Genomic DNA, 19,412 nt, shown 5'->3' on the forward strand with positions numbered 1-19,412 from the left:
TGATGACACCTGCTGCCCGCGTTCAGGCCTCGATTGAAGTTCTGGATGAAATTCTCGCCGGGGCCCCGGTTGAAAAGGCGCTGACCGGCTGGGCACGGCGCAGCAGGTTTGCGGGTTCCAAGGATCGGGCAGCTATTCGCGATCATGTGTTTGATGCTTTGCGGTGCAAACGCTCGTTTGCTGCGTTGGGTGGTTCCGGAACTGGCCGCGGCCTGATGATCGGCGCAATTCGCGCATCGGGTGAAGATCCGGTTGAGTTGTTTACCGGCGACCGCCACGCGCCGGAAGCCCTTCAAAATGACGAAATATCAAGAGCTTTTGCATCCGACGCCGAGAGATATGATCTTCCCGACTGGCTGTGGCCACGGTTCGTTGCATCCTTGAACGATGCCGCCGTGCCATGCGCATTGGCATTGCAAGAGCGCGCCCCGGTTTTTCTGCGGGTCAATATGTTAAAAGCGGATGTAACCCGGGCGATTGATGCTTTGGCGACCGACGGCATTTCAGCCCGTCCAACGCCGTTATGCGAGACTGCTCTGGAGGTGACAGAAGGGGCGCGTCAGATCGCGCAAAGTCAGGCTTACGCTCAGGGTTTGGTCGAGCTTCAGGATGCGGCAAGTCAGGCTGTCGTTGCTGCCTTGGATCTGCGCCCTGGAATGCGCGTTTTGGACTACTGCGCCGGAGGCGGTGGCAAGTCGCTTGCGATTGCGGCCTACAAGGGTGTCGAAGTGTACGCTCATGATGTAAACGCACGCCGAATGAAGGATGTTCCGGCGCGGGCAGAACGGGCAGGGGCCAGAATAACCATCCTGAACAACACAGAGCTTGCCAATCACGGGCCTTTTGACGTCATTTTGGCCGACGCCCCGTGTTCCGGCAGCGGTTCGTGGCGGCGCGCGCCAGCAGGTAAATGGGCATTGACTGAAGAACGTTTGCAAGATCTCACGCTCATCCAAGCTGACATTCTTGCACAAATCACGCCGTTCGTCCAAGCAGGTGGAGTGCTGGCATATGCGACATGCTCGGTTCTTGCGGACGAGAACGATGCGGTTGTCGACAGGTTTCTGGCGCAACATGCGGGCTGGCGCGAAACCTTCCGGCACGCATGGCAGGTAACGCGCGGGTCCGACGGATTCTTTACGTCACACTTGACGCGCTGATCTTTCAGTAAATACAACCTTGGGTAGCTGAATTGTTTTTTAGCGCCGTTAGGCGAGTGTTAACCAATTCTACCTGTTATTACCGCAAAACCTGTGCCCGAGCCGTTTATGCCTGACACCACTGAGTTCTTTCCAGCCCCTTCAGCCGCCAATACTCCATCGGTGTTTCGGATCGGGTCGTTGGTGTTTCTAGCGCTGTTGATCAGCCTGGCACCTGCGGTTGGATTTATGCCGTCGGACTGGACAAAAGGATTGCTGGCAACAGGCATCTCCCTGTTGGGTGTGGCGCTTTTGTTTGGGATCAAGGGGGCGATTACAAACAGGCATTTGCATCAGATATCGGCCCTTTTGGCCGCTTTCGCAGAGCGCGAGGATGCTCCGGTTGTGATCTCGAACAGCTATGGTGACATATTGGCCGCGAACGTCCTGGCGGAGAAAAAGTTGGGGGCCGTACGGGGCGAAACCCTGGCCCGCTGTTTACGCTCCAAGTTTGCCAATCCATCGGCGATCTTACTGAGCCTGCAATCACGTGCGCAAGCCGCGAGACGCGCCCAGAGCGAGTTTCCCGGTGGCGGCCGGTCCATTTCAGTTTCCGTGCATCGATTGAGGCCGGGGCTGTTCTGCTGGAGCTTTAACTACGTTCAACAGGATAGTTGGCAAACCCTTGGCTTGCCGGTTGTAACCATTGGACGCGCAGGTGATGTATTGCGCGTCAATGCCACGGCCGAGCGTTTGTTTGGTGCGCACCCTGCCGGAGTGCAGGATATTTTCAGCGAAGCAGAACCGCGGATTGGAGCTGTCAACGCGGTCAGGACCCGCGATGGTCATATTCTGGCAGCCGTGTCCGAACTTTCTCAATCCGGGTCGGAACGAAGCCTTTGTTTGTTACCGGTTACGCAGATGCCCGCACAGGATGCGGTCATGTCTTTCTCCGACCTTCCGGTTCCAATTCTCAGGCTTTCCGTGGACGGCATCATCCTGGACAGTAATCGGCTGGCGGCGAAACTGTTGGGAAAGAAGCAGCTTGAAGGCTGTAATATCAGCGACATCATGCGGGGCATGAGTGGCCCTGTGCTGGAATGGTTGAAACGGACCGAAGCGCAAGAAGAAACGCAGCGATCAGAGTTCTTGCAGTTCATCAGAGACGACAAGGAAATCTTTGTTCAAGTCACCCTGAGCCGCGTGTTTGTCGACGGAAAGATATACCTGATCGCGGTTCTGAACGATGCGACTGAACTGAAGACGCTGGAAGCTCAATTCGTTCAGGGCCAGAAGATGCAGGCCGTAGGGCAATTGGCCGGAGGTGTAGCACATGATTTCAACAACCTGCTGACAGCCATTTCGGGTCACTGCGATCTGCTGCTGCTGCGCCATGACCAGAATGACCCGGATTACGGGGATTTGGTGCAGATCAATCAGAATGCCAACCGGGCCGCCGCGTTGGTCAGTCAGCTTTTGGCGTTTTCGCGGAAACAGACCCTCAGGCCCGAAGTGTTGGATCTGCGTGACACGATCTCGGACCTTATTCACCTGCTGAACCGTTTGGTTGGCGAAAAGGTGCAATTAACGCTGAGCCACGATCCGGTGCTCAAACCCGTGCGGGCGGACAAGCGCCAACTCGAGCAGGTGCTGATGAATCTTGTCGTTAATGCGCGGGATGCCATGCCGGACGGGGGCGAAATTCGCATCGAAACCAGCGTGTTGACCCTTTCGCAACCTCTGATGCGGGACAGGGCAACCGTGCAACCGGGCGACTATGTGACAGTCAAGGTTGTAGATGGCGGCGTTGGTATACCGACAGACAAGCTGCAGAAGATTTTCGAACCCTTCTACACGACGAAACGAACTGGTGAAGGCACCGGGTTGGGGTTGTCAACGGCATACGGGATCGTCAAGCAGACCGGCGGCTTCATCTTTGTCGACAGTGCTATTGGACGGGGTACCGAGTTCACGGTTTTCCTTCCGGTTTGTGAGACAGCGACCGAAGTCGAAGCCGAGTTGCCAGCCCAGCCCGAATCTCAGAGTGCCAGGCAGGGTGAGGGCGTGGTGCTGCTGGTCGAGGATGAGGCGCCTGTTCGTGCTTTTGCAACGCGCGCCCTGCGGCTGAAGGGTTACACCGTGCTCGAGGCGGACTCGGCGGAAGAGGCGCTTCGACTGCTTGAAGATCCCGCGTTAAGTGTTGATGTATTCGTCACTGATGTAGTCATGCCGGGAATGGACGGGCCGACCTGGGTGCGCAAGGCCAGGGAGACGCGCCCGGACGCGCGTGTGATCTTCGTGTCCGGGTATACCGAAGGCGTTTTCGGCGATACGGGTCCGGATATTGCCAACTCAACCTTTCTGCCCAAGCCGTTTTCCCTTAACCAACTGACTGAGGCCGTGTTTCAACAACTCAACTGATGAATCACAATGCGGCTTTGTGCAGCGCAAATTCTTCCGGGAAGGCACTACGAAACTTCTGCTCGGTGGCTGGTGACAGATGTAAATCTCCCTGAGGCGAAACGTTTTCGCGCTTCAGATCGATCTGCATGTCCAGCCGTGATTGCAGAAAACCCAACACCTTGTCCTGATGTTCGTATTTGAAGATATGATGAGCGCCAGCGCTGTCGTTGCGGGTACGGAAGAATTGCGCCTGGCTGCCGACATTGGCAAACTCTGGACGTGTGTCCTGCAAATAGGCTTGCACGAACGCGTCAAAACTCATGTCACGTGTCGAGCGTAGTTGACCTATCAAGTCTTCGCGACTGCGGAACCGGTACCAGCTGCCCAGCCAATCCAACGGCTCGCGCACAACGGCCATAATTTCCATCTCGGTATCAAACAGTTTTCGAAACATGGTCTGGAAAAACCGGTCATACCGACGCACCGAGGCGTGTTTCAGCTCTGGTGGATGTGAAACGATGAGATCTGCTCGGTCACGCAACGCCGTATGATAAGCCGTGCTTCCGGTCTTGGGGACAGAAAGAAAAGCCAGTCGTTCTTTATAAAAAACAAGCATTTACCGATCCGAAAAATTGCCATGTTACTTGTGCAGATTGTCGTAAACGACTCTTTAACACAATTGCAGAAGACTGATTTCTGTAAGTTTTGGTTGAAATGTTCTCTTTTTGATCTCATAAGGAACAAGAGGCGAACAAAGCAGCGATTGCCGCCCGATTAAGGGTGTGACAAAAGGGAAGGCGACAGGACAATGGCGGATCTTCTGACTATGAGCGACAAGAAAAACGCAGACAAGCAAAAGGCGCTCGACAGTGCGCTGGCCCAGATCGAACGGCAGTTCGGCAAGGGATCGATCATGAAACTGGGCGAAGATGCCCGGCAGGACATCGAGGCGAGCTCGACCGGGTCGCTGGGTCTGGATATCGCGCTGGGTATCGGCGGACTGCCGATGGGGCGTATTGTTGAGATTTACGGGCCTGAGAGCTCGGGCAAAACCACTTTGACCCTTCATTGTATAGCTGAGCAGCAAAAGCGGGGTGGAGTTTGCGCGTTCGTGGATGCGGAACACGCTCTGGACCCGCAATATGCCCGCAAGCTGGGTGTTGATCTGGATGAGCTTCTGATCTCGCAGCCCGATACCGGTGAGCAGGCGCTTGAAATCACGGATACTCTGGTGCGCTCGGGCGCGGTCAATATGGTTGTTGTCGACTCGGTCGCTGCCCTGACGCCGAAATCGGAACTCGAAGGGGACATGGGCGACAGCAGTGTCGGTGTGCAGGCCCGACTGATGAGCCAGGCGATGCGCAAACTGACAGGCTCGATCAGCCGCTCGAACTGCATGGTCATCTTCATCAACCAGATCCGGATGAAGATCGGCGTAATGTTCGGCAGTCCGGAAACCACAACCGGTGGCAACGCGCTGAAATTCTATAGCTCGGTTCGGCTGGATATCCGCCGGATTGGCGCGATCAAGGACCGGGATGAGGTGGTCGGGAACCAGACCCGCGTAAAAGTTGTGAAGAACAAGGTGGCCCCGCCGTTCAAGCAGGTCGAGTTCGACATCATGTATGGCGAAGGCATCTCGAAGATGGGCGAATTGCTGGATTTGGGTGTCAAAGCCGGTGTTGTCGAAAAGTCCGGGTCTTGGTTCAGCTATGGTGATGAGCGGATCGGGCAGGGGCGTGAGAACGCCAAACAATACCTACGGGAAAACAGCCGGGTGGCGTTGGATATCGAAGACAAGATCCGCGCGGCGCATGGGCTGGAATTCGACTTGTCGCCAGGGTTTGCCGAGGATGACGATATTCTGGAGGCCTGATGCCCTGAGGCGGGTGATCCGTAGCCTCTGCGTAAAGACTGCAACAGTTGTAACAAGGCGGCCTGATCGGGTCGCCTTGTTTCGTTCCAGAGTGCCTCTGCTGTGGACACTCACTTGACGGGGGGCTAAACCAACGGAGACCAAGATATATGTGCGCCGAGAGAGCCCTATGCCAACCCTGAACGACATCCGATCGACTTTTCTGAACTACTTTGAAAAACAAGGGCATGAGGTCGTCGCGTCCAGCCCGCTGGTGCCGCGCAATGACCCGACGTTGATGTTCGTGAACTCAGGCATGGTGCAGTTCAAGAACTTGTTTACCGGTCTGGAAACCCGCGATTACAAACGCGCCACCACGGCCCAGAAATGTGTGCGGGCGGGCGGCAAGCACAACGACCTCGACAATGTTGGCTATACGGCGCGTCACCACACGTTTTTTGAGATGCTGGGGAACTTCTCATTCGGGGATTACTTCAAACATGAAGCGATCCCTTTTGCATGGGAGCTGATCACCAGGGAATTCGGTATCGACAAGACCCGCCTGTTGACCACGGTCTACCATACCGACGATGAAGCCTTTGAAATCTGGAAGAAGGTCGGTGTGCCCGAGGACCGGATCATCCGCATCGCCACCAATGATAATTTCTGGCAGATGGGTCCGACCGGACCTTGCGGTCCGTGCACTGAGATTTTCTATGATCACGGCGATCACATCTGGGGTGGCCCTCCAGGATCACCCGAGGAAGATGGCGACCGGTTCATCGAAATCTGGAACGTCGTTTTCATGCAGAACGAGCAGTTCGAAGATGGCTCGATGGTCGAGCTTGACATGCAGTCCATCGACACCGGTATGGGGCTCGAACGGATTGGGGCGCTGTTGCAGGGCAGCCATGACAATTATGACACCGACCTGTTCAAGACCCTGATCGAGGCTTCGGCGGATGCGACCGGTGTCGATCCCTATGGCGACCAGAACGTGCATCACAGGGTGATCGCGGATCACCTGCGTTCGACCTCGTTCCTGATTGCAGACGGTGTGATGCCCAGCAATGACGGTCGCGGATACGTTCTGCGCCGGATCATGCGCCGCGCCATGCGCCATGCGCACCTGCTGGGCGCCAAGGATCCTGTCATGCATCGCCTGGTGCCTACGCTGGTGCAGCAGATGGGCGGGCATTATTCTGAACTGAAACAGGCGCAACCGCTTATCGAAGAGACGCTGCTGCTGGAAGAAACCCGGTTCAAGCAGACACTGGACCGTGGTCTGAAGTTGCTGGATGATGAGGTTTCGGGGCTTTCCGAGGGGGCACCCCTGTCAGGTGAAGCGGCCTTTAAGCTTTACGACACTTATGGCTTCCCACTGGATCTTACGCAGGATGCGCTGCGTGAAAAGGGCCTGAGCGTCGACACGGACGGTTTTGATACCGCGATGGCCGAACAAAAGGCCAAGGCACGTGCCGCATGGGCCGGGTCAGGTGAAGCGGCGGATCAGGTCGTATGGTTCGATGTGCTGGATACCGCCGGTGCGACGGATTTCCTGGGCTATGATACCGAGAAAGCCGAAGCGCAGGTTGTCGCCCTGGTTGTTGATGGTGCACTGGTCGACAAGATCGACGCGGGCAACAGCGGTTGGGTCGTCGTGAACCAGACCCCGTTCTACGGAGAGGCCGGCGGTCAGGTCGGCGATACTGGCGCGTTGCGTAGGCTGGAGGATCGCGATCACCTGAGCCGCGTGGAGGACACAAGGAAGTTTGCCGACGGCAAGGTTTATGCACATAAGGTGGCGGTACAAAGCGGAGTTGTTCGCAAAGGCGACGCGGTAGAGCTTGAGGTTGATCATGCCCGCCGTTCCGCCATTCGCGCCAATCACTCGGCCACGCACCTGCTGCATGAAGCATTGCGCGAAACGCTGGGTGATCACGTGGCGCAGCGCGGTTCGCTGAACGCGGCGGATCGCCTGCGGTTCGACTTCAGTCATTCCAAAGCGCTGAGCCTGAAGGAAATCCAAAAAGTCGAATGTGAGGTGAACGATTTCATCCGCCAGAATTCGACTGTTGAAACCCGGGTCATGACACCCGACGACGCGCGCGCATTGGGTGCCCAGGCCCTGTTCGGCGAGAAATATGGTGACGAGGTTCGTGTTGTCTCTATGGGCAAGGCGCCAACAGGAAAAGGTCATGACGGAGATACGTGGTCGATAGAACTCTGTGGCGGCACACATGTGCGCCAGACAGGTGATATCGGCACCTTTGTTGTGTTGGGTGACAGCGCCAGCAGTGCTGGTGTGCGCCGGATCGAAGCGCTGACCGGCGATGAAGCCTTCCGCTATCTTTCGGCGCAAGATCAACGTCTGGCTCAGGTCGCATCGGAACTGAAAGCGCAACCGGACGACGTGGTGGCGCGCGTGAAAAGCCTTCTGGACGAACGCAAGGCCTTGCAGAACGAAGTGGCTCAGTTGCGCCGGGATCTGGCTATGGCTGGCGGGGCCGGTCAGGGCGGTGGTGCCGAGGCGCGGGATGTGAATGGCGTGAAATTCCTGGCGCAAGCCCTCAGCGGTGTTTCAGGCAAGGACCTTCCTGCGTTGATTGACGAACACAAAAGCCGACTTGGATCGGGTGCGGTGCTGCTGATTGCGGATACGGGCGGCAAGGCGGCCGTTGCGGCAGGTGTGACAGAAGACCTGACCGGACGGATTTCGGCGGTGGATCTTGTAAAAGCGGCCGTGATCGAGTTGGGCGGAAAAGGCGGCGGCGGCCGTCCTGACATGGCCCAGGGCGGTGGCAAGGATGCATCAAATGCAGATGCGGCAATCAAGGCCGCACAACAGGTTTTGGGAGGATAATATGCCTGCTCTTTGGATTGCGCATGTCACGGTGACAGACGCCGAGGCTTACGGCAAATACGCCGAACTGGCCGGACCGGCCATCGCCAAGCACGGGGGCGAGTTTATCGCCCGTGCTGCGCGATACGTTCAGCTGGAAGGCAAGGAACGTCCACGAAACGTAGTGGCGCGCTTCCCGTCGCTGGAGGTTGCGGTTGAATGCTATCACTCGGATGAGTACCAGCAAGCCCTGAATCACGCGCGCGGCGCAAGCGAGCGTGAACTGATTGTGGTAGAAATCACCGAGTGACATTTGGGCCTTGCTTCCAAGGCACTGATAATTTCAAGAAAACCGGCAGTGGATAAGCAAGATTCGGCTTATGTCATGTTTGGTTGATGCCGATCAGCCCGCGATAGCGGGCTGTTTTTTATATAATTGTTAGGTTTCAATATCTTATCTTCCGGTTCTCACGTTCTACCGAATGGTTCCTGACCAAATTGTGGCCGCGCCAACAAAATTCTTACGTAAAATTGTCAGATTCCCGGACGAATTTTTGCCCTGTTTCGCTTGCAGGTTCTCAAAAGATTGCGCGTAACACCTGATCACAGATAGTTTCAAGAAACAGAATGTGGTGCAGTTGGACATGCAATCGCTCGAAGAACATCGGATCGGGGACCTCGCATGATTTCATTAACGAATTTACCCAAGAGGTGTGTTGCCGTGCTTGCATCGGTTGCGTCGCGCGCATTGGGCATCTGCACCGTGTGTATCGGCGTCATAGCGTCCGCACCTGTCGCGCAGGCATCCGACGGCGTTTTTATCCCTACCGTTGCGTCTTCGCCTCCGCCTTCAGGTGCAATCAACCTATGCAACCAATATAACTGGGCTTGCACTGCGAAACGTTCGGTGACGTTGTCCAGCCACCAAGAGCTGACGGTGGTAAATCAAGTGAATCGTCGCGTGAATGCGTCGACCCGGGAAGTTACGGATCAGTCTCAGTACAAAACGCGTGAGCGATGGGCATTGCCAACACCCAGAGGCGGTGATTGTGAAGACTTTGCATTGTTGAAGAAAAGAGATCTGATCCATGCGGGGGTTGATCCAAGTAAGCTTTTGATTGCAACCGTACTGGACACACGCCGGACACCTCATGCGGTTCTGGTTTACCGCTCGGCGCAGGGCGACCTGATCTTGGACAATCTCACAAACCGGATCAAGCCCTGGACAGCTACGCGCTATCTGTTCCTGCGCATGCAAGACCCGAAGCGGCCCAGTCAATGGGTTGGCGTTTACGGGCGCAGCTGATCTCAGCGGAATCTTCGACATACACAAATTCCTGCCCTTAGACGCAGATTTGATCTGCGCCCAAGAGTGTAGTCTTTGACCTGACGTTTGGACGGATTAATCCGAACGTTTTGCGTATCGACGTATTCTAGCCCCGAAGCCTTGACCAGCAAAGCTTCTGCTGTCGAATACGCTCCGCTTTCCTAGGCCCGGTTCGCTGATACTCGATTTCGTCTCTATCGGTCTTCTTCGTGCTCTTCGCCACCGGGTTCTTCGCCACCGTGCTCTTCGCCACCGGGCTCTTCGCCACCGGGCTCTTCGCCACCGGGCTCTTCGCCACCGGGTTCTTCGCCACCGGGCTCTTCGCCACCGGGCTCTTCACCACCGGGCTCTTCGCCACCGGGCTCTTCACCACCGGGCTCTTCACCACCGGGCTCTTCGCCACCGGGCTCTTCACCACCGGGCTCTTCGCCACCGGGTTCTTCACCACCGGTTGGATTACCGCCGCCGCCATTGGGGGGCGTGCCGTTTTCCTGGGAAGGTCCGTCCCCGGATCTCTGGTCTGAGACACCGATTGATGCGGTCGGGAAGTCACTTAGCAGGCCTGCCAGCGGGGCGCATTCTGCACCGACGCGCGCCAGGATCTGATCGAAGTCATGCCGACGTTGAATGTAGCGGATCATGCCGGATGTCACAGCATCGCATTCGCACAAAACCTGAGCGGACGCAGCGGATTGCCGTGCTGTTGCAACCGTACATGTCCCAGCGGCAAAGGTTTCACCGGCAGGTGAAAGCAGAAAAGTTGTCGCAATAAAAAACAGTGGAAACTTGCGAGCTCTATTACCCATTTTGAACTCCTTGGAACTCGATAACTAAACTATGTCCTTCTATGCACCATTCTCGTATCGGTGTTTGTGAAGGACGTCACACTTCTGACGTGTTTTGACCATAGTTTGAGGGCACCTACAATATCTTGTTGATGAGGCTTGTGTCAGAAGCCTTCAACCATATGGAGAAAACTGTTATTTTTCAAATAAAAACCGGGCAGTGGGCCCGGTTTTTCTGATTTCGTCTTTTGTCGAATTGGAAGCAAATTTGCCACACTAATGCCATTGTTTCCGTTTGGTCAGTTTGCAACCTGAGGGTGTTCTAGGCAGATTTGGCCATTCGCTTACGCTCGTGCGGGTCAAGAAAACGCTTCCGCAGCCGCACCGCGTTTGGTGTGACTTCCACCAGTTCATCATCGTCGATATAGGCAATTGCCTCCTCCAGTGAGAACTGGATATGCGGCGTCAAGCGGACCGCGTCGTCGGTTCCACTGGCGCGCACGTTTGTCAGCTTCTTGCCTTTAAGAGGGTTCACTTCCAGATCGTTGTCGCGTGAGTGTTCGCCGATCACCATACCCTGATACACGTCTGTTTGCGGACCAACAAACATGCGGCCACGCTCTTCCAGGTTCCACAGCGCATAAGCCACAGCCTGACCCTTCTCCATCGAGATCAGAACGCCTGCGCGACGGCCCGGAATTTGCCCTTTATGTGGCGCCCAGTCATGGAACACACGGTTCAGTACACCGGTACCGCGCGTGTCGGTCAGGAATTCTCCGTGGTAACCAATCAGACCACGGGACGGGACATGGGCGATGATCCGCGTCTTGCCCGTACCGGCCGGGCGCATCTCGACCAGTTCACCCTTACGCGCGCCGGTAACCTTCTCAATAACGGAACCAGAATATTCGTCATCCACGTCAATGGTGACTTCTTCGATGGGCTCAAGCCGCTGCCCGTCTTCCTCACGGAACAGAACCTGAGGGCGCGAGATGCTGAGTTCAAAGCCTTCTCGGCGCATGTTCTCGATCAGAACGCCCATTTGCAGCTCGCCGCGGCCCGCAACCTCGAACGCCTCACCGCCCGGGGTGTCGGTGACACGGATGGCGACGTTCGATTCGGCTTCCTTCATCAGGCGGTCTCGAATGACGCGTGATTGAACTTTTTTGCCATCACGGCCCGCCAACGGAGAATCATTGATACCGAAGGTCACGGTGATGGTCGGCGGATCGATGGGCTGCGCGGGCAGGGCCTCAGTGACCTGAGGGGCTACCAGCGAATCCGCTACGGTGGCTTTGCTCATGCCAGCGATGGTCACGATGTCGCCTGCTTCGGCCACGTCAATGGGCTGTTGACCCAGGCCCCGGAACGCCAGGATTTTCGTGGCACGGAAGTTTTCGATGACCGAACCATCGCGGCTAAGCGCCTTGAGGCTGTCGCCAGCCTTCAGCGTTCCGCTTTCGACGCGGCCAGTCAGGATACGGCCGATGAAGGGATCGCTTCCCAGCGTCGTGGCCAGCATCCGGAAGGGTTCATTTTTGTGTTCGATCTGTTTCGGGGCAGGGACATGATCGACGATCAAGTCGAATAGTGCGCTCAAGTCCTTGCGGGGGCCGTCCAGCTCCATATCCGCCCAGCCAGAACGGCCCGAGGCGTACATTGAAGGGAAATCCAACTGGTCGTCATCCGCACCGAGATTGGCGAACAGGTCAAAGCATTCGTCCAGTGCGCGGTCAGGTTCGGCGTCCGGCTTGTCGACCTTGTTCAGGACCACGATCGGACGCAAGCCCAGCGCCAGTGCCTTGGACGTTACAAACTTGGTCTGGGGCATCGGGCCTTCTGCGGCGTCCACCAACAGAACAACACCGTCGACCATGCTGAGGATGCGCTCGACCTCGCCTCCGAAATCGGCGTGACCAGGGGTGTCGACGATATTGATGCGTGTGTCTTTCCACTCGACCGACGTGGCCTTTGCCAGGATGGTGATGCCGCGTTCACGCTCCAGGTCGTTACTGTCCATGGCACGTTCCGCGACGGCCTGATTTTCCCGGAAAGCACCGGATTGTTTGAGCAGCTCGTCGACCAAGGTCGTTTTGCCGTGGTCCACGTGAGCGATGATTGCGATGTTGCGCAGGTCCATGAGAGGTCAGCCTTTGAACGGGAAGTTGCCGCGCGCATAACGTGGCGCGGCAAAATATACCAGCCCTAACCGTGGTTCAGTGTCCGGCAGTCTTTGAAAAGAGGTGAATGATCAGGATTCCGGACAAGATCAACGTCAACCCCAGGATCGCAGGCCAATCCAGCCTTTGGCCGAACACGATGAATCCGATTACGGCGATCAGGAATATACCGAGACCGGACCAGATTGCATAAACGATACCGACAGGCATGACCTTCAGCGTCAGCGCCATGAGGTAAAATGCAAACGCATACCCAACGACAACAATCACGGATGGCCAGAACCGCGAAAACTGCTGGCTGGCTTGCAAGGCCGTCGTGCCAATGGTTTCCGCCAGCACAGCCAGCAACAAATACAGATAGGCTTGGGGCATTTGAGTACCTCGAAAAGGGTGGGTCGGGTGGCTAGATGGCGATTTGCGTGAGTGAAATACGTCGACCGCCTTGCAGTCTACAAGATTACCTTGGGTCAGGTATACCTGACTGTTTTTTCAATCGAATGAATGTAATATTTGCCCCATATTTTTTAATTTTGTTAACGAGTTTTGAGCGATGACGTTATTTGCGAAATCAATCATATTTGCTTCGGCTCTGATAGTGGCGATTGGGTGGCTTGCTGACGGGGGGGCCGTCGAAGTGAATGCAGCCAACTTGGTTCAACAGTTTGATGGTAGTAGTGTTTTTTGAACGCCGCTAGAAACCAAGCAAGAAAAAAGGAGCCTTCAGGCTCCTTTTTTTATGCCTGAGGGTCGCGTGTTTCACAGTATTCAAAATGCGCAACCAGTTGGGGTTGCAGCCAGTCCCACAGCTGAGGCGCTCCCGCTGCAATTGCGGGTCGGACACGCGTAACAATCTGATCGAATTTAACGCTGTATTCGACCCATGACCCGCCACCTGTTTCCAGATTTGCTATGGGTGTCTGAAAACGATCAACAGCCTTTGCAAATCTGGCTTCTGTGGTCTCAGCCGCCTCAAACTCGTGCCATAGTTCAGTAAATGACCGGTGTTGACAGTCAGGCAGAAGGCCAAACAATCGTTTGGCGGCGGCCTGTTCCTTGGCTTCCTGTTCCGCGTGGTCGACATGACCGTGGATCGGGTGGTCGCCCGCGTCGATTTCGACAACATCGTGCAAAAGCAACATCTGTAGTATTCGGTCCAACTGAACATCCGAATGCGCGTATTCCGCCAATACCCAGGCATAGAGCATGACATGCCAAGAATGTTCCGCCGAGTTTTCGAACCGGTCGCTGGCCATCAGGCGTGACGCGCGCAGAACGGATTTCAACTGGTCCGCTTCTGTAAGAAACGCCAATCTTCTCGTGAATGCGTCATCCTGAGGGGTCGAGTTATTCAAGAGGTTTGTGGCATGTTGGTGGGCCAGTGGAAACGCAAGGGCCAGATACGATGCGCGTCCGTCCGCTAGGTTCGAACGCGCAATTTCTACATGATCCTGCCGCGGGTCGGTGGCGCACAGAACCTGAAACAGCGGTTGGCAGCGATCCAGAATCTTGGCAAACCGGGCATCCGGGGTCTGATCCGCCTCAAACTCATGCCAGAGCAAAAGAAATTCCTGTGCTTGTTCGTCGGGCAACAGGCCAAACAATTCCTGTGCGGCGGCCTGTTCAGCCTCAGCCACGTTGCCCCAATCCGTGTCGAGGTGAATCGGGTGATCACCTGTCACGATCTCAACCAGATCATGCAGCAGCAACATGCGGATGACCCGGTCGACCGAGATGTCCGGCCCGGCCAGTGGTGCCATGACCATTGCCCACAATGCCAAGTGCCAGCTGTGTTCGGCGGAGTTTTCGGGCCTCGATTGGTCAAGCAGGACATTTGCCCGCTCGACCAGTTTCAGACTGTCGGCCCGTTTCAGAAACGCGACCTGCGCAACAAGGCGGTCGGTCATTGCTTTTCGATCGCCTTGAGTTTCGCGCGATGCGCGGCGAGGCGCTTGATCACGAATTGTCGTGCCTTGCGTTCGGCCAGACGCACGCGAATTTCCGTCAGGAATGCCTCTTCCAAAGATTGAGACGCCGCACCAAGAACCTGACCCACTTCTACAAAGAACCGGTCTTCGCCGGTTTCGTCCATAACCTTCATCGTATCTTCGGCCAGTTTGGCCGCAAGCGATGTGATGGTGTCGGACATTAGCGGGTGTTCTCGGTCAGCCGACGTTTCACATAGTCGCTGACATCTGTGATCAGCGTGTCCATGTGGCGATCCTGGAAGAAATGATCCGCGCCCTCAACCTCGTTATGGGTGATCGTGATCCCTTTTTGCTCGTGCAGTTTGTTGACCAGCGCTGTGGTGTCCGCTGGTGGTGCCACACGGTCAGCCGATCCGTTGATGATCAGGCCCGAAGACGGGCAGGGCGCAAGGAAGGAAAAGTCATACATGTTGGCAGGCGGCGACACGCTGATGAAACCCGTGATTTCGGGGCGGCGCATCAGCAACTGCATTCCGATCCACGCCCCAAACGAAAAGCCCGCAACCCAGCAGTGTTTCGAATTGTTGTTCATGGATTGCAGGTAATCCAGCGCAGATGCCGCATCGCTCAGCTCGCCAACACCTTGATCATATTCGCCCTGACTGCGACCAACGCCGCGGAAGTTAAAGCGCAGCACTGTGAAGCCCATGTTGTAAAAGGCATAGTGCAGGTTATAGACCACCTTGTTGTTCATGGTCCCGCCGAACTGAGGATGCGGGTGAAGCACGATGGCGATCGGTGCGTCTTTTTCCTTTTGCGGGTGGTAGCGGCCTTCCAGGCGGCCTTCGGGTCCGGGAAAAATCACCTCGGGCATGTGTGCTTTGGTCCTGTCATTTTCGTGCGGGCATCCGGATATACTTGACTATAATCGTCGGACACCTTAGAACGGTTCTAATTACATTGCTTGGCGCAATCGCGCTGCCAGTCGGAGATACGCACTGGCAGCGTCGGCGTCAATGATTTCGCGCAGATCCGTCTAAAAGGGGGCAGAGAATGAAGCTTTCGACCAAAGGGCGTTACGCAATGGTCGCTTTGGCGGATATTGCACTTCAGCCGACAGATCGCCTGGTAACCCTGGGCGAAATCTCGGAACGGCAGGACATTTCTCTGCCGTATCTTGAACAGCTCTTCGTCAAGCTGCGTCGCGCGGAACTGGTTGCGTCTGTCCGTGGGCCCGGAGGGGGGTATCGTCTTGCACGTCCCGCGTCCGAGATTCGCGTGGTCGAGGTTCTTGCGGCCGTGGATGAGACGGTTGATGCCCTGCAAAAAGGGGCCGGAGCATCCGGTGCGTCATCGGGCAGCAGGGCGCAATCCCTGACGAACCGTTTGTGGGAAAGCCTGAGCGCGCATGTCTATGTCTTTTTGCACCAGACGCGCCTGTCTGATGTGATCAGGAACGACCTTGCGCCTTGCCCGGCAGTTCCAAGCCTGTTTTCCGTCGTCGATGAATGAGCTGAGCAGGTCGAACATGCATATGACATCCCTGCGGGAAAAGATGTATCCATGAAACGTGTTTATCTGGATCATAACGCGACCGCACCGCTGCGACCCGAAGCACGCGAGGCTATGATCGCGGCGATGGATGTGGTCGGGAACCCGTCATCTGTTCATGCAGAAGGGCGTGCCGCAAAAGCGTTGGTCGAACGCGCGCGGGCGCAGGTCGCCGAGGCCGTCGGTTGCCGTCCGCAAGAGGTCATATTTACCTCTGGCGCGACCGAAGCAGCGCGGGTTCTGCAAAACCGCCCCGAAAGCTGCGACTTCTTTGTCGACAGCACCGCCCACGATGCGCTGTGGTCGCATTTCGATCTGACCCATTGTAGCGAGCATCCCTATGGCCCCGGGCACATATTGGCGATGGGGCTTGCGAACTCTGAGACCGGAGTCATCACGCATCCGCCTCAGAAAGTAGAGAACCAGTGGCCCTATGGCGCGCGGCGCGCTGATTGGCTGTTGCTTGATATTACGCAGGTTGTTGGACGCATTCCGTTTTCCTTTGCCTGGAGTGGCGCAGATATGGCGATCCTGTCGGCGCATAAGATTGGCGGGCCAAAAGGTGTTGGCGCTTTGATCCTGCGGCAAGGTATCGATATCGAACCTTTGGCCAGCGGTGGCGGTCAGGAGATGGGGCGAAGATCCGGCACTGAAAATGTGGTGGGTATTGCCGGTTTTGGCGCGGCTGCCGAGGCAGCTCAACGCGATCTGGCTGATGGAGTATGGGAAAAAGTCAGAGAACTTAGAAATATTCTAGAAAACGCCCTTGAGGCTGGTGCAATATCTACTATTTTTGTCGGGAAAAATCAGGAGCGACTCCCGAATACCCTGTGTTTCGCGACGCCCGGCTGGAAAGGCGAAACGCAGGTGATGCAGATGGACTTGTCTGGCTTTGCCATCAGTGCGGGATCCGCCTGTTCCAGCGGCAAAGTCAAAACCAGTCGGGTTCTGACGGCAATGGGATTTGATGAGACGGTGGCCTCATGCGCAATCCGCGTTTCGTTGGGGCCAGAGACGACGGAAGAAGATGTGCTGCGTTTCGCCGAAACGTGGCTTGAAAAAGAGAAAAAGCATCGCGCGCGGGCTGCGTGATCTGACGGAGGGTAAGTCATGGCCACTTTGGACCAGACCCAGGTGAAAGAAGGTGTCGATCAGGAAACCGTGGATGCGGTTCGTGAGGTCGGCACATATAAATATGGCTGGAATACCGATATCGAGATGGAATACGCCCCCAAAGGCGTGAACCCTGATATCGTCCGTCTGATCTCGGGGAAAAACGATGAGCCTGAGTGGATGACCGAATGGCGTTTGGCCGCGTTCGAGCGTTGGACCAAAATGGAAGAGCCCAAATGGGCAATGGTTCACTATCCGCCAATCGATTTTCAGAACCAGTATTACTATGCCCGCCCCAAATCGATGGAAGAGAAACCCAAATCTCTGGATGAGGTTGATCCAAAGCTGCTCGCCACTTACGAAAAGCTTGGTATCCCTCTGAAAGAACAGATGATTCTGGCTGGTGTTGAAGGTGCAGAGGATGCACCCGCCGAGGGCCGCAAGGTAGCGGTCGATGCAGTGTTTGACTCGGTTTCCGTGGGTACCACCTTTCAGGCCGAACTGAAAAAGGCAGGCGTGATCTTCTGCTCGATCTCTGAGGCAATCAAAGAGCATCCTGAGCTGGTCAAGAAGTATCTGGGAACCGTGGTTCCCGTATCGGACAACTTCTATGCAACGTTGAATTCAGCTGTATTCTCGGATGGCTCATTCGTCTACATCCCGCCGGGCGTTCGCTGCCCGATGGAACTAAGCACGTATTTCCGCATCAACGCCGAGAACACCGGTCAGTTCGAACGCACCCTGATCATTGCTGACAAGGGCTCGTACGTCTCATATCTGGAAGGCTGTACCGCACCCCAACGTGACACGGCACAACTGCATGCTGCCGTGGTCGAGATCATCGTCGAAGAAGATGCCGAGGTGAAATACTCGACTGTTCAGAACTGGTTTCCGGGGGATGAAAACGGCAAGGGCGGTATCTATAACTTCGTGACCAAACGCGCCGACTGCCGGGGTGACCGGTCGAAGGTGATGTGGACGCAGGTGGAAACCGGATCGGCCGTGACATGGAAATACCCGTCCTGCATCCTGCGCGGCAATGAAAGCCAGGGTGAGTTCTATTCGATCGCGATTGCCAACAATTATCAACAGGCCGACACCGGCACCAAGATGATTCATCTGGGCAGGAACACCAAGTCGCGCATCGTGTCCAAGGGCATCAGCGCGGGCAAGGCCCAGAACACCTATCGTGGGCTTGTGTCGATGCACCCGAAAGCCAAGGACAGCCGGAACTACACACAGTGTGACAGTCTGCTGATCGGCGACAAATGCGGTGCACATACGGTTCCCTATATCGAGGTCAAGAACAACTCGAGCCGCGTTGAGCACGAGGCGACGACGTCAAAAGTGGATGACGATCAGCTGTTCTACTGCCGTCAGCGCGGCATGGACGAGGAAGAAGCCGTGGCCCTGGTGGTCAACGGGTTCTGCAAGGACGTGCTTCAGGCGCTTCCGATGGAGTTTGCGATGGAAGCACAGCAGTTGGTGGCCATCTCACTTGAAGGGTCGGTTGGGTGATGACGCAGTCACCCAGAACCCGCATCCGTAAGGATGATGTGTTGACCTGGCTTGGGTACGCATTGCCGGTTCTGGGGGGGCTGCTTGGCGTGGCCTACGTCAACACCCATTACATGGAATTCATCAACCCGGTTTGGGCGGTAGGTGGCGGGGCGATCCTAGGTTGGATCCTCGCCAGACTGATCCGCAGATTACTGGGCTAGAACAATGCGGGGCCAAGACGCCCCTTGCGATACGCAAAAGGACAAAAAATGCTGGAAATCAAAAACCTGCACGTACAGCTTGAAGAAGAAGACAAGCAGATCCTCAAAGGTGTGGACCTGACGGTCGAGGCTGGCAAGGTACACGCGATCATGGGTCCGAACGGGTCGGGCAAATCGACCCTTAGCTATGTTCTGTCGGGGCGCGACGGGTACGAAGTGACCGAAGGTTCGGCCACTCTGGACGGTCAGAACCTGCTGGAGATGGAACCGGAAGAGCGCGCGGCAGCAGGTGTTTTCCTGGCCTTCCAATACCCGGTTGAAATCCCCGGCGTTGGCAACATGACGTTCCTGCGCACCGCGGTAAACGCGCAGCGCAAGGCCCGTGGCGAAGAGGAACTGTCTGCCGCAGACTTTCTGAAAGAGGTGCGTGCCAAAGCAAAGACGCTAAAGATCGACGCGGATATGCTCAAGCGCCCGGTCAATGTTGGTTTTTCGGGCGGTGAGAAAAAGCGTAACGAAATCCTGCAGATGGCCATGCTTGAACCCAAGATGTGCATCATGGACGAAACCG

General features: G+C 56.1%; 18 protein-coding genes. 11 read left to right on the forward strand and 7 right to left on the reverse strand.

Annotated elements, in window-relative coordinates; genetic code table 11:
• Positions 1-2 precede the first annotated feature (2 nt).
• Positions 3-1,160 (forward strand): RsmB/NOP family class I SAM-dependent RNA methyltransferase, encoded by a 1,158-nt coding sequence (locus AC2FLZ_RS08040; protein WP_496822170.1) that lies wholly within the window; start codon positions 3-5, stop codon positions 1,158-1,160.
• 108 nt (positions 1,161-1,268) lie between these two features.
• Entirely contained in the window at positions 1,269-3,560 is a 2,292-nt protein-coding gene (locus tag AC2FLZ_RS08045) for a hybrid sensor histidine kinase/response regulator (RefSeq protein ID WP_496714261.1), read from the forward strand.
• Between the two features lie 4 nt (positions 3,561-3,564).
• On the opposite strand, the gene AC2FLZ_RS08050 is transcribed toward AC2FLZ_RS08045, so the two are convergent.
• Positions 3,565-4,158, reverse strand: a complete 594-nt coding sequence (locus AC2FLZ_RS08050; RefSeq protein ID WP_496808794.1) for a sulfotransferase family 2 domain-containing protein — start codon at positions 4,156-4,158, stop codon at positions 3,565-3,567.
• A gap of 192 nt (positions 4,159-4,350) precedes the next feature.
• On the opposite strand from AC2FLZ_RS08050, the gene recA reads away from it, so the two are divergent.
• The 4 genes from recA (at position 4,351) to AC2FLZ_RS08070 (ending at position 9,545) form a co-directional block, all read left to right on the forward strand.
• Positions 4,351-5,418 carry a recombinase RecA gene (recA, locus tag AC2FLZ_RS08055; RefSeq protein WP_480472844.1) on the forward strand — a complete coding sequence of 356 codons (1,068 nt, stop codon included), beginning with the start codon at positions 4,351-4,353 and terminating at the stop codon, positions 5,416-5,418.
• A 169-nt stretch (positions 5,419-5,587) separates the two neighbouring features.
• Positions 5,588-8,260, forward strand: coding sequence for an alanine--tRNA ligase (alaS, locus tag AC2FLZ_RS08060; RefSeq protein ID WP_496882045.1), 2,673 nt, complete (start codon positions 5,588-5,590; stop codon positions 8,258-8,260).
• Position 8,261: 1 nt separating this feature from the next.
• A complete protein-coding gene (locus AC2FLZ_RS08065) occupies positions 8,262-8,549 on the forward strand; it encodes a DUF1330 domain-containing protein (RefSeq protein WP_480517072.1) in 288 nt (95 codons plus the stop codon).
• A 372-nt stretch (positions 8,550-8,921) separates the two neighbouring features.
• Complete coding sequence (locus tag AC2FLZ_RS08070) at positions 8,922-9,545, forward strand: transglutaminase-like cysteine peptidase (protein ID WP_480517070.1); 624 nt, start codon at positions 8,922-8,924, stop codon at positions 9,543-9,545.
• A 127-nt stretch (positions 9,546-9,672) separates the two neighbouring features.
• On the opposite strand, the gene AC2FLZ_RS08075 is transcribed toward AC2FLZ_RS08070, so the two are convergent.
• The 6 genes from AC2FLZ_RS08075 to AC2FLZ_RS08100 all read right to left on the reverse strand — a co-directional run bounded on the left by AC2FLZ_RS08075 (position 9,673) and on the right by AC2FLZ_RS08100 (position 15,330).
• Entirely contained in the window at positions 9,673-10,038 is a 366-nt protein-coding gene (locus tag AC2FLZ_RS08075) for a hypothetical protein (RefSeq protein ID WP_496882046.1), read from the reverse strand.
• A gap of 635 nt (positions 10,039-10,673) precedes the next feature.
• Positions 10,674-12,491, reverse strand: a complete 1,818-nt coding sequence (typA, locus tag AC2FLZ_RS08080; protein ID WP_480472835.1) for a translational GTPase TypA — start codon at positions 12,489-12,491, stop codon at positions 10,674-10,676.
• A 76-nt stretch (positions 12,492-12,567) separates the two neighbouring features.
• Positions 12,568-12,903: a DMT family transporter gene (locus AC2FLZ_RS08085; RefSeq protein WP_480517066.1), complete on the reverse strand. Its 336-nt coding sequence runs from the start codon at positions 12,901-12,903 to the stop codon at positions 12,568-12,570.
• A gap of 362 nt (positions 12,904-13,265) precedes the next feature.
• Positions 13,266-14,435, reverse strand: a complete 1,170-nt coding sequence (locus tag AC2FLZ_RS08090; RefSeq protein ID WP_496882047.1) for an HD domain-containing protein — start codon at positions 14,433-14,435, stop codon at positions 13,266-13,268.
• On the reverse strand, positions 14,432-14,677 hold the full coding sequence (locus AC2FLZ_RS08095) for a hypothetical protein (protein WP_480493134.1): 246 nt from the start codon (positions 14,675-14,677) through the stop codon (positions 14,432-14,434). Before AC2FLZ_RS08095 ends, AC2FLZ_RS08090 begins: the two co-directional genes overlap by 4 nt.
• The gene (locus AC2FLZ_RS08100) at positions 14,677-15,330 is read right to left on the reverse strand and encodes an alpha/beta hydrolase (protein ID WP_170424714.1); all 654 of its coding nucleotides are present in this window, start codon (positions 15,328-15,330) and stop codon (positions 14,677-14,679) included. The genes AC2FLZ_RS08095 and AC2FLZ_RS08100 overlap by 1 nt, the downstream gene beginning before the upstream one ends.
• 179 nt (positions 15,331-15,509) lie before the next feature.
• Here AC2FLZ_RS08100 and iscR point away from each other — a divergent pair, with 179 nt between their 5' ends.
• The 5 genes from iscR to sufC all read left to right on the forward strand — a co-directional run.
• Entirely contained in the window at positions 15,510-15,968 is a 459-nt protein-coding gene (gene iscR / locus AC2FLZ_RS08105) for a Fe-S cluster assembly transcriptional regulator IscR (RefSeq protein WP_209596301.1), read from the forward strand.
• Positions 15,969-16,019: 51 nt separating this feature from the next.
• A complete protein-coding gene (locus AC2FLZ_RS08110) occupies positions 16,020-17,099 on the forward strand; it encodes a cysteine desulfurase family protein (RefSeq protein WP_496882048.1) in 1,080 nt (359 codons plus the stop codon).
• A gap of 18 nt (positions 17,100-17,117) precedes the next feature.
• Positions 17,118-18,638: a Fe-S cluster assembly protein SufB gene (gene sufB, locus AC2FLZ_RS08115; protein WP_480472827.1), complete on the forward strand. Its 1,521-nt coding sequence runs from the start codon at positions 17,118-17,120 to the stop codon at positions 18,636-18,638.
• Positions 18,638-18,841, forward strand: coding sequence for a hypothetical protein (locus AC2FLZ_RS08120; RefSeq protein ID WP_480517060.1), 204 nt, complete (start codon positions 18,638-18,640; stop codon positions 18,839-18,841). The genes sufB and AC2FLZ_RS08120 overlap by 1 nt, the downstream gene beginning before the upstream one ends.
• Positions 18,842-18,889: 48 nt before the next feature.
• Positions 18,890-19,412: Fe-S cluster assembly ATPase SufC (sufC, locus tag AC2FLZ_RS08125; protein WP_496882049.1), on the forward strand; the 523-nt coding region annotated here is incomplete at its 3' end.

The organism is Ruegeria sp. YKSF131, assembly GCF_059612645.1.